The sequence below is a fragment of the Companilactobacillus halodurans genome (assembly GCF_009600995.1).
GTDB classification, from domain to species: domain Bacteria; phylum Bacillota; class Bacilli; order Lactobacillales; family Lactobacillaceae; genus Companilactobacillus; species Companilactobacillus halodurans.
Genome location: NZ_VDFO01000029.1, coordinates 1 through 13,773 on the forward strand (window position 1 = coordinate 1; position 13,773 = coordinate 13,773).

The following is a 13,773-nucleotide window of genomic DNA, read 5'->3' on the forward strand; positions in this document are numbered from 1 at the left end:
GGTACAACCGTAAAAGAATTCACAGTGCTTTAAGCTATATGACCCCTAAGCAATTCGAAGAAACCAACGGCTTCAGTTTGTTAAATTAAGAATAGAGTTCGTGTCCGAGGATTTGACTTAAGTCCAAAGATTAAAGGTGTAGTTCTTTCAGCTAATACTCCTTGGAAAACTAATGGAATGGCTAGAACAAAGAATAATGGATTAATGTTCCGTGTAGGAGTTAATGAATGGGTACAAAGTAATGATGTTATGTAATTTAATTTTTTTAAAAAAAGGGGAAAAATAAAATATAATAAATTGCATATGTCGCATCTTTAGCAATAGCCTTACTAGACTTTATAATTAGAATAGTAAGTTACTTACTAATGGTGTTTTGGGCCTAAGTTCAGATACAAAGTACATATCGAAAGATGCTGTGAAATAATGAATAAAAATTTGTTTTTCTAAGTTTCAATTAATTAAAAAATCTCAATTCGTACAATTATTTTGTATGAATTGGGATTTTTGTTTTTGAGGAAAATAAAAAGCAGGGCTTAGACTGCACTTAAATGTCATAAGAACCCTTTTTGAGTTTCGTTATTTTTCCAACGGTATGCTCTAGAAAATTATTGGAATATGTAATAATACACAATTTATATACTTTCGGAGAGCTTGAATAGTCGTATCTATCATAGTTATGATTTTTTGAATGTATTATTTATTCCTTAATAAAAATAATTATACTTAACAATTGAACTTGGACTTCTTACCATCTATAATCGAGGCGGTAATTGTTTAATATTATATGAAGGTAAGGGGATATTATGCAGTTTCAAAGGTTTGGATTGAAAAAGAAATTGATTATTGCTTCTGGTATATCAATAATTAGTGGATTAGGATTTTTATTATCACCATCCAATATAGTTAAAGCACAAGGAATATCAACAGATCAAGTTCAAAATGTTCAAGATGGTGATTCAAATAATGTTGCAAATTCAAAAAATGGAACAGAAGAACCAAGTAATATTATTGCAAGTGGGGATTATGGTACCGGAGAAACTGAAGATACACAGTGGTATATAACAAAAAATGATAGTACATTACACTTAGAGGAAGGTACAATTTCAAATAATGATAATAAAACTAAGACCTCACCATGGGCTAAATATTCGTCGAATATTAAAGTTATTTCATTTGATGGAATTGTTAAAATGCCCAAATATGCTAATTACCTTTTTGCAAATTTGACCAATTTAACTGATTTTAAAAATTGGGATAAGATTGATGCGACAAATCTTAGTTATTGGACAGGTACATTTAGTGGCGATACTTCATTAACAAGTATAGATTTGCCTGATTTAAAGGGAATGACTACAAGAGGGTTTTTGGATTTGTCACATATGTTTGAAAATGATCCGTCATTAAAATCGATTGATTTATCTCAGTGGGATTTAAATAATGCGATGACTTTGGAAAAAATGTTTGCTAATGATATAGGGTTGGAAAGTGTTAATGTTAATTTTGTTGTTGATGATCCGTACAGCAACTTAGCATCTTTAAAAAATGTAAAAAATATGTTTGAAAATGATTCAGCTCTGAAGACAATTGATTTATCTAGCTGGGGATTATATACAGCGGGTAAAGTAACGGATACCTCGACAATGTTTGTAGGTACTCATTTACAGTCAATTAAGTTAAGTACATTAAATCAATTTACTAAAAATACTGTTTTACCAGCTAAAAATGTTAAACGCTGGGTCAATATTGGAAATGGTACTGCCAAAGATCCTCAAGGTAATAAGTCTTTTTCTACTGCTAGTATCTCTGATTATTACGATAATTCAAGAGTAATTCGTTATCCATATTCCAAAGAAGAAAAAGATAAGTATTTTGTTGATACTTTTGTACCAGATCCTAAGAGAACTGCAAATTTGGTTATTCAATCAAACTTAGGACCACAGACAGTTACTGATGTATCTGGTAATATTGGGGATGTTTTAAATATAAAGGTACCTATCAAATCTGGTTATACTGCTGATAAAGAAACTGTTGAAGCAGTTGTAAATGAAAATGGTACAATCACAACGGATGAATCGGTAAAATATTCCAAACAAATTGATAAAAATGTTATTTCGGATGTTTCAATTAAATCTAACCTTGGAAATAAAGTTGTTAAAAACGTTAAAGGAGCTATTGGTCAAATTGTTGAAGTAAAAGTGCCCGATGTATCTGGCTATACTCACGTTAAAAAAACAGTTAAGGCCAAAGTTAATGCTAATGGAACAATTACTACAGAAGAAAAAGTGATTTACAAAAAAATTAAGAATATAAATATTCCAACTACACACGAATCCAATAATGATAAAGCTCCTCAATTTAATTTGAGTACTGAAAATAATTTGTTGGCTACATTTAGTGATCAACCACCAGTATCTCTTTATTCATTCAATTCCAACAATAAGATGATACAAGTAACCAATCGGGCTTTAAATAAAAATACTGATTGGTATAGTGATAAAAAACTAAAGATTGGTAATAATACTTACTATCGGATTGCTACTAATGAATGGGTTAAAGCTAATAAAGTATATATTTATAAAGATAATTTCATCAATATTGAAACAATTCACGGTACAAATAAGACATTGTTAAAAGCAGAAGGGACTAAAAGTAATCGAGGATTAGCTCCATTGACAGATTGGTACAGCGATAGAACAACAGTAATAAATGGAAAATTATATTATCGAGTGGCTACTAATGAGTTTGTCATTTCATCAGATGTTCAAAAATTAAACTAATATAAAATATAAAAAAGACCAGTTCTTATTCATTTCAGAATAAGGATTGGTCTTTTTGGATAGTCTTAGTTTGTTTCAACTGGATGTTTGTCAGTCAATGCTTTTGTACGTGCATCCAAATTCTTTAATTCATCAGGGTTATCGTGATATTTGATAGCATCAACGATAATTTGAGCTACTTCTTTACAATCTTCTTCGTCAAATCCTCTTGAAGTGATGGCAGGTGATCCTAAACGCAAGCCAGATGTGAACTTAGGTGGCAAGGGGTCATTTGGAATAGATTCCTTATTAGTTGTGATATGGATTGAATCAAGTAAGTCTTGAACTTCCATACCGTTCATGCCACTTTCAGTTAAGACAACGTTAAGCAAGTGATTGTCAGTACCACCAGTTAAAACTGATAGATTGTCAGAATCATTGATTACTTTTGCCATTGCGGCAGCATTTTTTACAACTTGTTCCATATAAGTCTTGAATTCTGGTTGGAGGTCTTCACCAAAAGCAACGGCTTTACCAGCAATAACGTGTTCCAAAGGACCACCTTGTGTTCCTGGGAAGACAGCAGAATTAAGTTTCTTACCAAGTTCTTCGTTAGCTAGGATCATTCCACCACGTGGACCACGAAGAGTTTTATGTGTAGTTGTTGTAACGATGTCAGCTACGCCAACTGGAGTAGGGTGCAAGCCAACGGCAACAAGTCCCGCAATGTGAGCCATGTCGACCATCAAGTAAGCACCAACTTCATCAGCAATTTCACGGAATTTTTTGAAGTCAATGATACGACTGTATGCTGAAGCACCAGCGACAATTAGTTTTGGTTTTACTTCTTCAGCAATTTTTAAAACGTCATCGTAGTCAATTAAACCTTGCGCATTAACTCCGTATGAGTGAAACTTGTAAACTTTACCAGAGAAATTAACTTTTGAACCGTGAGTTAAGTGACCACCAGCATTTAAGCTCATTCCAAGCACGGAATCACCAGGCTTTAAAACGGCTTGATAAGCGGCAGCATTGGCTTGTGAACCTGAGTGGGGTTGGACGTTAACGTATTCGGCATTGAAAAGCTTTTTAGCACGATCAATTGCAATTTGTTCGATTTGGTCAATATATTCGCAACCACCATAGTAACGACGACCAGGATAACCTTCGGCATATTTATTAGTTAGAACTGAACCTTGAGCTTTTCTAACGTTGTCGGAAACAATATTTTCAGAAGCAATCAACTCAATATTTCTATTTTGTCGGTCTTCTTCCTTCTTAATTAGATCAAAAATTTCTTTATCACCTGTACTATATTGCACTACGACCATCTCCTAATAATTATTATTAACTACACTGGTACCATCGCTGTAATTAATCTTAACACCTTTTTCAATGTTAAAAATATACACGTTGAAGGAAACTTGTTTGTCTGGTTGACCTGAAGAATTCATTGATTCAGCCATCATTTGAACGCCGCGAGCAACTAATTCGTCGCCACGATAAATTGGCTTAACACGATACCTGATATAATTATTTGGATTTTGTTTCAAATAATAAGCAATATCATTTTCGTGTTTGAGCATCTCCGGTGAATTTAGAGAACGAGTTCCAGTCATCAAATTTTTAGGATTATTATTTTGTCCTGTTAATTGATAACCAATCAAGTGCGAGCGATTATAAAGCCAGCCACCTTTGATTCGCTTGTTGTGCCAACCTGTCGGATTAACGTACAAGCTTTCACGCTTAGCAGTAGGCATCAGGCTTTTGTTTAATAATGCATCAGCTTCAATAGCTCGGTTCAAATTATCTAAGTCGCTAAATTTTTGCCAAGCACCGTTTGAAGTGGTTAGTTCGGATTTTGTGAAGGTAGGGGTATTATTATTGACCTCAATTTCTTGACTGCTTTGGTAATTCAAGTTCGCTAAATCTGTGTTGGAACTAGTGGTCGTTTCAGTTTGATTAGATTGATTGCTTTGGTTTGGAGGATTACCTTGAAATGATTCATAAATACCTGAACCACCGGCAATGACCAAGACAATTCCTAATGAAACTAGTCGTCGATGAATGCGACGCTTCGGTTTGACCATGAAAGTAGTAAATAAAATAATTGCGCCCAATAAAACGAGCAATAACATATACATAATTCTTTTTCCCTCACTACGAAGATTTATTAAATCTTCAAATACGATTTTATCATAACTTTTCAGAAATGTTGAACAATATTTACAATAATAAAAAATCGTTCGGAAACTACAAAATCTGAAGTATGATTCTTAAATTAACTATAAAAATCTCGACCAATTAAATTGAATCAGCCGAGATTATTTTAAATAAAAACATTATATTCTTATTATTGAAAAGACTTCTTTAAAGCTGCTATTCGTTTATCCAATGGTGGGTGAGTATCGAATAATCCTGAAAAGTGTTTTTTCTTTGTAGGATCATCAATATAAAGGGATGCACTAGCATCGTCTACTTTTTGCATTGGCTTAGTACTCTGCTTTAATTTCTCTAAAGCATTGATCAATCCCTGGGGATTACGAGTAAGTTCAGCACCAGATACATCTGCAAGATATTCTCGATTTCTTGAAATAGCCATTTGAACGAGACTGGCAATTAGTGGTCCAATGATAATAAAAATTAAACCTACTAACCATAATACGAGTCTGATGATTCCAGAATTGTTATTATCGCGGTCATCGTCATTCATCGGAATCCAAAATCGATAGGCGTTGCCAATAATTGAACAAATGAGGATGATGGCTGAAGATAATGCAACTGAAATTGTGGAAACTCTGATGTCGTAATTTCTTACGTGAGAGATTTCATGGGCTAAGACGCCTTCAAGTTCTTCACGATTCATCATTTCATATAATCCAGAAGTAACAGCTACAGCTGAATGCTTTGGGTCTCGTCCAGTTGCAAAGGCGTTAGGACTTGGGTCATTGATAATATAAATATCTGGCAAAGGAATATTTGCGACCATTGAAAGATCTTCAACAATATGGAAAAGATCAGGTGCATCCTTTGCAGAATCTAATTTTTTGGCGCCATTCATCTGCATAACGATGCTGGTGGATTGAAAATAAGTAATTAGGGTATAGACAATCGCGATGACTAAGGCAATAATAATTCCTGAGTAAATATTACCTGCAAAATACTCACCGATAAAACTTCCTAAGGCAACTAGTAGCAAAAAGAAGACGAAGAATATCAGATAGGTCTTTCTTTTATTACGATCAATTTGTTCGTAGATCATAGTCTACCTCGATTAAAACTTAACTTTTGGAGCTTCTTTTTCAACGTCAGGAATTTCAAGGAACTGCATTTCTGTAAATCCGTGAATTTTAGCAATCATGTTACGTGGGAAAGTTTGAATTGCCGTATCGTATGCTTGTACTTGGCTATTATAAGCTTGACGAGCATATGAAACTTTATTTTCAGTATTCGTTAATTCTTCCATAAGCTGGGAGAATTCTTGATTAGCTTTTAAGTCTGGATAGTTTTCTGCAAGTGCAAAGACTTGTCTTAAAGCACCTGTTAAGGCACTATCAGCTTTTACTTTATCTTGTAAAGAACTTGCATTAGTTACGTTATTTCTTAATTCAACAACGTTAGATAATGTTTCTCTTTCATGCTTGGCGTAACCTTTAACTGTTTCGACAAGGTTAGGAATCAAGTCTGTCCGACGTTTTAATTGAACGTCGATTTGTGAGCTAAATTCGCGAGCACGATTGCGGTATTTAACAAGATTGTTATACATACCAGCATAAGCAATAACAAGTATTACGATTATTGCATTTATTATTAGTGTTGTCATTTAAATCTCCTCTATTCTTAATTATTTCCATTTTACCATATGGCTCATCAGTGAGTATTAAATGAAACTATCCAGAATGTCAACTATCGATAAAATCGAGTTAAATTATTATTACTCTGTTAAAAAATAAATTATAATCAGTGAATAAGGAAGGTCATTTATTCACAGGTTTCCCCAGGTGAATATTATGAAGAAAATCATTTTATCTATTTTTATGCTCTTTGCGCTCTTTTCCAATTTTACGTCACCAACTGTTTTGGCAAGCAGTGAAATCGACACCTCAGTTAATGATGAATTTGGAAAAAAAGTGGACCAACTGTTGGATCAAAAGGGCTTTTCAGGCAGCATCTTAGTTATTAGAGATGGCAAACCAATTTATCGCACTAGTCGTGGCTATGCTGACAATGCTAATAATCTCGATAATAAAAAGAATACAGCCTATGAAATCGATTCGGTCCAAAAATCGATGACAGCAGCTCTAGTTATGAAAGAAGTCCAAAAGGGCAAATTGACTTTAAAAACTAAATTATCTCGCTTTTATCCACAAGTTCCTGGTAGCGACCGGATTACGATTAGACAGATGTTAGATATGACATCAGGTCTTTCATTGAAGGGTAATATCGGACCAAGCTCAGTTTTGTCAGACTCAGGAATAATTGCTGCTGATATGAAAAATATTAAATTTTCGAATTTGCTTTATAATAAGTGGAATTATCAAGCGATAAATTATAATTTGCTCAGTGGTATTTTGGAACAATTAACGGGTAAGTCATATCGGAAACTCTTTATTGATAATTACGTAAAGAAATTGCATTTAAAGAAAACCATTTTTGCTTACAACGATTCTTCAAACATTCAAAAAGCCTTAGGGTATAATAATTCTGATCCGCTCAATGCAACATTGAATTATAAACAACCAATGGTTACGCCACGTTCATTTGAATATGATGAACTTGGAACTGGACAAGTTTATATGAGTACACATGATCTATTTAAAGTAGAACATTATATTATGTCAGGTCCCATGTTGACAAAAGCTTCACGTCAGACACTATTTAAGTCAGGAAGCATCAGTACTTATGGTGGCGGTTTGTACCATGCGAAGAATGATAATTTTGCTAATGGCTGGGGATACGGATTTCAAACAGTCATGCATATTTCAGATAATGGGCAAAATGCTGTAGTCGTTTTAGAAAATTATCAACGTCTTGCAGCAGATGTAAAACCAATTGCCAAACAGATTTACGGAATGGCCAATCAATAAATCATAGAAGAATTCATTTAAGTGTAGTAATTGATGAATAATTACTGTATGATAAGGAATGCAGGTAGCCTACCTGTGATTTAAAAATGACTGCTTTATACATTCCAAAGATTTACTGTAAAGTGGCCTAAAGACCTACATCACGGATTGATGTAGGTCTTTTTCTATGTCTAAAAGGTTAAGTTGTTTGTTTATGAATCAAAACTATTGTACGTTTATAATAGTTAATTGAGGAGGAACATATCTATGTATAAATTAAATGATGGACGTAATATTCCAAATTTTGGTTTTGGAACTTATAAATTAAACGGTCATGCTGGTGTTCAAAGTATTGTTTCTGCCATTAATAATGGATATAAAATGCTTGATACAGCTTATAATTATGAAAATGAAGGAACAGTTGGTAAAGCCATCGAAGAAAGCGGAGTTAATCGCGATGAATTGACGATTACCTCTAAATTGCCTGGTCGTTACTATGCGCATCAAGATGCAATCACAGCGTTGCAAGAATCTCTTTATCGCGCACATTTAGACCATTTTGACCTTTATCTTTTGCACTGGCCTAATCCAAAACGTGGAATGTATGTGGAAGCTTGGCAAGCTTTGATTGATGCTCAAAAATTTGGATTGGTAAAATCAATCGGTGTTTGCAACTTCTTGCCAGAGCATTTGGATAAATTGAAGGCAGAAACCGGTATTTTACCAGCTATCAATCAAATTGAATTGCACCCATATTTCAATCAAGCTCCAATGCGTAAATATGATCATGACAACGGCATAGTTACCATGGACTGGAGTCCTTTAGGGCGTGCAAGTTCAGTTCTTAAAGATCCTGTTCTAATTGAATTGGGAAAGAAGTATCACAAGACAGTTGGTCAAATTATTTTTAGATGGGAACATCAATTAGATACGATTCCAATCCCTAAGTCAGCTTCTCCAGTAAGACAACGTGAGAATTTAGATATTTTTGATTTTGAAATCAGTTCCGATGATATGAAGAAAATCAATGATTTAACTAAACCAGATGGTCGGACTAACGATCAAGATCCAGCAGTTTATGAAGAATTTTAAAAATTAAAAAGCGTATCAGTCAATTTATTAATCATGGCTGTTACGCTTTTGTAGTTTTATTAAGAAATTATTTTAGTCGAAATATGTTTGCCAGTCATCACTAAGGTGACAATCAAAGGCCATTTTAAAATCAGCAGGTAAATTCCGTGCTAATGACAAATTCAAGTCTAAGGCCTCTTCCAAACTAAAATATTTAACGTCGGAAGTTTCAACGCCACTGTGAATGTCATCTTCTGTTGGTTGGCATTCGAAGAACATTTTATAAATATAATTTAAATTCTTTTTAGGGTAATGATTTTTTTGCATATCTTTAACAGCAATTAATTTCTTGGGAATCACTTTGATTCCGGCTTCTTCAAAAGTTTCTTTTTCAGCAATTTCTCCAGCTGAATAACCAATGTCAGCCCAACCGCCAGGTATTGACCATTGACCACTGCTTTTTTCACGCACCAAAAGGATTTTATCATTTTTAAAAGTGGCAGCTCGCACATCAACTTTAGGAGTGACGTACCCTGTATCGGAGTCGAAATAAATATTCAATTGTTTTTTACTCGAATTTTGGACTAGCTGAGAAGTTAATTTCTTAGCCACAGACTCAAGTTGATCATATCTTTCGCGATCAAAAACGTCTTTACTATAATGTTTGCCAGTCTGGGAGATTGCTTGCAACTGTTCAAGCAGGAGTTCTGTATCTTCCATGTTTGACACCATCCTTTAAAACGATTGTATCACGATGGCGGGGTCACTGAGAACCGGGTTACGCAAACTAGTTTATTGAACTAATTCATTTGAACGATAAGCATTGCGCTCGTGCAAGAAATTATTAAAGAAATGATATTCTTTTGTGATGGGAACATTTTTTGGTTCATTTTTAATAGCTTCGGCAATATTTGCCATTAAAAGGAAACTATTCAATAACATGGAATGAGACTCATTTTCTTGAATAAAATCAATGCCATTCTCAATCATCTTAATAGCTAAATCATACTTAGATAACTCGTAGTAGGAAAGGGATGCCAGGTAAAAGACAACGTTAAGATTTTCATCATAAGTAGCTCTATCAAATTTTTTAAAAGCCAAAGAAATTTGCCGATAAGCTGAATTCTTCAACCCTTGTCTTGAATAAACATAAGCCAAAGTAATATTGCCAATTCTTGATAAAACTGTTTGTTTGCGATTGTGTTCAGTGCTGGCAAGCGATAGTTTCAGAAGTTCTTTAGCATTGTCAAACTTGTTTTCCAAGTGTAGGGCACAAATTGCTAAATAATAGTAATATGCTTGGGTTTGCTTGCTAGTTTGTACTAATTCGATAACTGTTGGCCGATTCAAAAAATTCTGAAGAGCTTGATAGTTTCTACTACTATAAAGACGATTGATTTTAGCATTCGAGTAATTGTCTTTACAAATTTTAAAACTGTTTACCAAAGATAAGTCGTACAAATCTATAGAGAGCCGTTGGCAAATGTTGATCAATAATTGCATGTTCGGAATGTATTTATTATGTTCAATTTCTGAAAGAGTAGATTGAGAGCAGATATCCGTCGCAATTTCTAACTGAGAAAGTTGTCGTTGCTGGCGAGTCTCCTTCAAAATGTCCCCTAAATTATCCATATTATTCACACCTACTGTTCTTATATAATGTTTTTATAAGTAAATGGTATAGAAGTAGTGTGTATTTTGTGTTCAATTAATGTAAAGTTTTTGTATATTACTATGTAAACTTTCAGTAAAGTTATCTGGATAATCCATTGAAAACGGCCGGGGACCTAACTAAACTAGCCTATTCCTGTTATTAAACTTTTTGTAAAGAACTGATTTATTGTGCAAAATAAATTTTAGACTAATCGAGATTAAATCCTTGTTTCTTCAAGAATGGGCCAACTTCTGGTCGACGAATCTGTTTGAAAATGGCTAAATTCTTTTCAGTCCAGTTAGTGTCACTGGCGTTAGTTTCACGAGCAGCGTAATAATCATGGACCGTTTGGTCGTATTGACTTAAATCAGTGAAACTTTGGTCATCATAGCTATTAGTAGCAACTTGGTTTTGCTTAGGCATTCTTGGCTTATGCTGGTTCTTGTGATTTGGAACGCCAATCGTCATTCCAAATAGGGGAACGGTCAATTCAGGTAGATTCAATAGTTTGGCAACTTGTTCAATGTTGTTGCGGATGCTTCCGATAAAGCAAATCCCTAAATCCATTGATTCAGCAGCCACAGCCATATTTTCAGCAGCAATAGCTGTATCAATTGTAGCTACAAGTAAGGATTCCATATTCTTTAGACTGTCTAGATTTTGATGGTGCTTTTCTAACATTGTTGCTTGACGATGCAAATCGGCTACGAAAACGTAAAAAGTATCGGCCTTTTTAACATGTGGGGAGCTGATAGTAATATCTGATAATTCACTACGAAGTTTTGGATCCGTTATTTCAATGATAGAGAAAGCTTGAACGAATTCCGATGTTGAGCCACTTTGAGCGGCTGCAATTAAATTACTTTTTGCTTCTGAACTGATTGCTTGGTCTTTAAAGTCTCTGACTGAGACGTGATTCATTAAATTTTCAATTGTTTGATTCATATTTATACCTCATTTTGCAAAAATTAAAAACTCATTTTGTTATCATAACATTTACGAAACGTAATTTAATGTAATAACCCTTGAGACAAAAAAGTGGAGCACAATGTTCTTTTATTGAACTGTGCTCCATTATTATTAACGTTTAAAAATTTAATTTGTTTACCAATCCCGGTTGAATCGGACGTTTGTCTTTGTCTGGATCAACTTGATAATTAATAATCATATTAACAGAATTTATAGTCAAAATATCGACAATGGCGTTTTTCATAATCATCAATTCTTGACCTCTAAAAGTTTTATCTTCGATAGGTGCTGCCATAATAATTACCTCCAGTCTTTGCCTTTGGAATAATAAAGTATAGTTCCAATGGTTCCAAATAGGGTAGTAATTAAGACTAATTTTTCGAAGCGTCTATTTCAAAATTGCAATCGCTAATGCCTGTTGAATTGCGTCAATACTATTATCCTTAGTAAATTGTAAAGATTCCGTTGGTTCAGTAGCGCTAGAAATCCAGATTTTTAATTCCGCATCCAAATCGAAGTGACCGGAAGTTTCCACACTAAATCGAGAGATGCTCTTATAAGGGAGTGTTCTGTAATCAGTTTTCTTACCAGTAACACCTTGTTTGTCAACGACGATAAGGCGGTAATTAGTAAAAATCACCATGTTTCTAACCCATTTGAAAGCTAAATCGATTTCTTCATCAGGAATTAAGACAGAACCAAGTTCCTTTCTTACAGCTTCTTTACTGAAATTAGAAGCATTTCCCATTAGTCCGCTAAGTATACTCAAAGTAAAACCCTCCTCCGGCTGTGATTTTGTATGGAGTAGTTTAAAGTTATAAAAATGTAATTGTATATTAAAGCAATCAGAAGCTACAAGTGAAATTTGAATGGATTTTTAAAAATTATTTAATATTGTAAGTTTTAGTGCCAATTGTTTCAAAATCTGAATTGGAGAATTCTAGGTTGATTGGATTGGCATTATCTTTTCCAATATCGAATATTAAAACGCCAGTCACGGTTTTACTTGGTAGTAGGCTATTTTGCAAGTTATCTTCATATTCTTGAGTGGGACTATTTCCATTTTCATCTAAAGCAACTGTACCTGGATTCAAATCAACATTTGAATTGTTAGTTAATCCTTTTACATTCAATTCGTTTTGATAATTTTTTTTATTAATCGTTTTGGTGCTGATATCTTTTTGATTTTCACTTTTGTTGCATTCAGTTAAAGTGTTCAGTTTTTTTGTCAATGAACTTTGGACAACAAATACAATTATATTTATTGTATCGATTATGTTTTGTATAAAAATATCAAATTGGGATAGAACTATTTCTCATTTTTTTACGTTGTTTAAAATAATCCATATAATATTTATTAAATGATGGGTTTGTTTAATTAGATAAATAAAAAACAGTCAAATCAATTAAGGTTTGACTGATATATGGAACTTTTATCAATTTAATTCATGTATTGTTTAATTAAATTTGAAAGTATCTCTGCAGCTACGTTTGATACAAAACTGATTGAAACACTTTCAAAGTTTTTAAGGACTTTTTTTGTTTCTTTCCAAACAATTGGGTCTCGAACATTATCAAGATATTGATGTCCGTTCCAAGTTATTTCTGAAACGTTAAACCAGTAGTATGAATTATTATCTGCCTTAGTAGTATTAAACACTATAAATCCAGCTTCATTCAATTTTGATAATGTATATAAAAATTCTTCATTACCAAATTTCTTACAAGTTTCAAACTTTAATAATTCTTCTGATTCAAGATTTTCATCAAATTCTAATTTACTTTCAATCTCTAGCAAAGAATTACGAATACATTCATTATTCAGTCTCATTTATAATATTAATTCCTTTTTTTAAAATAATACCAAAAAAAATAAGTGTAAAGAATAATAATATTCAAAAAAGTAGACAATAAGTACAGCTCAACAAATGATTGCTTTGAAATGATTATTAATTAGCTCACGAAAATTATCGTGAGTTTTTTGTACAAAAAAATCGCTAGTCAATTAAGACTAACGATCATATTTTTGCAGTCCACAAAATATTTTTGTGGCTCACTTTTTTTGAGCCATATCGAAACTTATCAAAATTGTAAATTTCAAAATGCTTTTATATCAACGGTTTTGGAGGCTATTAAAACTCATTGAACCCCCGTTATCACCCGTATGGGAATCGAACCCATAACTCCACCTTGAGAGGGTGGCGTCTTAAACCATTTGACCAACGGGCAATTAAACAACATTCATAATTTTAACTGT

14 protein-coding genes and 1 tRNA gene are annotated in these 13,773 nt (G+C 33.4%); 3 read left to right on the forward strand and 12 right to left on the reverse strand.

Features of this window, described 5'->3' with window-relative positions:
- Positions 1-803 precede the first annotated feature (803 nt).
- Entirely contained in the window at positions 804-2,777 is a 1,974-nt protein-coding gene (locus FHL05_RS08225; RefSeq protein WP_153384436.1) for a BspA family leucine-rich repeat surface protein, read from the forward strand.
- Positions 2,778-2,842: 65 nt separating this feature from the next.
- On the opposite strand, the gene glyA is transcribed toward FHL05_RS08225, so the two are convergent.
- From glyA to FHL05_RS08245, 4 genes are all read right to left on the reverse strand, one after another.
- Positions 2,843-4,087 (reverse strand): serine hydroxymethyltransferase, encoded by a 1,245-nt coding sequence (gene glyA / locus FHL05_RS08230; protein WP_153384435.1) that lies wholly within the window; start codon positions 4,085-4,087, stop codon positions 2,843-2,845.
- 3 nt (positions 4,088-4,090) lie between these two features.
- Positions 4,091-4,900, reverse strand: coding sequence for a DNA/RNA non-specific endonuclease (locus FHL05_RS08235; RefSeq protein ID WP_153384434.1), 810 nt, complete (start codon positions 4,898-4,900; stop codon positions 4,091-4,093).
- 209 nt (positions 4,901-5,109) lie between these two features.
- Positions 5,110-6,018: a zinc metalloprotease HtpX gene (htpX, locus tag FHL05_RS08240; protein WP_153384433.1), complete on the reverse strand. Its 909-nt coding sequence runs from the start codon at positions 6,016-6,018 to the stop codon at positions 5,110-5,112.
- Between the two features lie 12 nt (positions 6,019-6,030).
- Complete coding sequence (locus FHL05_RS08245; RefSeq protein WP_153384432.1) at positions 6,031-6,579, reverse strand: LemA family protein; 549 nt, start codon at positions 6,577-6,579, stop codon at positions 6,031-6,033.
- 187 nt (positions 6,580-6,766) lie between these two features.
- Here FHL05_RS08245 and FHL05_RS08250 point away from each other — a divergent pair, with 187 nt between their 5' ends.
- Together FHL05_RS08250 and FHL05_RS08255 are read left to right on the forward strand one after the other, a co-directional pair.
- Entirely contained in the window at positions 6,767-7,843 is a 1,077-nt protein-coding gene (locus FHL05_RS08250) for a serine hydrolase domain-containing protein (RefSeq protein WP_153384431.1), read from the forward strand.
- 240 nt (positions 7,844-8,083) lie between these two features.
- Positions 8,084-8,914: an aldo/keto reductase gene (locus FHL05_RS08255; RefSeq protein WP_162000258.1), complete on the forward strand. Its 831-nt coding sequence runs from the start codon at positions 8,084-8,086 to the stop codon at positions 8,912-8,914.
- Positions 8,915-8,986: 72 nt separating this feature from the next.
- Here the strand turns inward: FHL05_RS08255 and FHL05_RS08260 are convergent, their stop codons facing one another.
- The 8 genes from FHL05_RS08260 to FHL05_RS08295 form a co-directional block, all read right to left on the reverse strand.
- The gene (locus FHL05_RS08260; protein WP_162853730.1) at positions 8,987-9,625 is read right to left on the reverse strand and encodes an NUDIX hydrolase N-terminal domain-containing protein; all 639 of its coding nucleotides are present in this window, start codon (positions 9,623-9,625) and stop codon (positions 8,987-8,989) included.
- A gap of 60 nt (positions 9,626-9,685) precedes the next feature.
- Positions 9,686-10,525 (reverse strand): helix-turn-helix domain-containing protein, encoded by an 840-nt coding sequence (locus tag FHL05_RS08265; RefSeq protein WP_153522448.1) that lies wholly within the window; start codon positions 10,523-10,525, stop codon positions 9,686-9,688.
- 229 nt (positions 10,526-10,754) lie between these two features.
- On the reverse strand, positions 10,755-11,492 hold the full coding sequence (nfsA, locus tag FHL05_RS08270; protein ID WP_153384427.1) for an oxygen-insensitive NADPH nitroreductase: 738 nt from the start codon (positions 11,490-11,492) through the stop codon (positions 10,755-10,757).
- Between the two features lie 142 nt (positions 11,493-11,634).
- Complete coding sequence (locus tag FHL05_RS08275; RefSeq protein WP_153384426.1) at positions 11,635-11,811, reverse strand: hypothetical protein; 177 nt, start codon at positions 11,809-11,811, stop codon at positions 11,635-11,637.
- A 93-nt stretch (positions 11,812-11,904) separates the two neighbouring features.
- Entirely contained in the window at positions 11,905-12,285 is a 381-nt protein-coding gene (locus FHL05_RS08280) for a PH domain-containing protein (protein ID WP_153384425.1), read from the reverse strand.
- Positions 12,286-12,400: 115 nt separating this feature from the next.
- On the reverse strand, positions 12,401-12,748 hold the full coding sequence (locus FHL05_RS08285) for a hypothetical protein (protein ID WP_153384424.1): 348 nt from the start codon (positions 12,746-12,748) through the stop codon (positions 12,401-12,403).
- 209 nt (positions 12,749-12,957) lie between these two features.
- The gene (locus FHL05_RS08290) at positions 12,958-13,347 is read right to left on the reverse strand and encodes a DUF2513 domain-containing protein (protein WP_153384423.1); all 390 of its coding nucleotides are present in this window, start codon (positions 13,345-13,347) and stop codon (positions 12,958-12,960) included.
- 325 nt (positions 13,348-13,672) lie between these two features.
- A tRNA-Glu gene (locus FHL05_RS08295) sits at positions 13,673-13,745 on the reverse strand.
- Between the last annotated feature and the right edge of the window lie 28 nt (positions 13,746-13,773).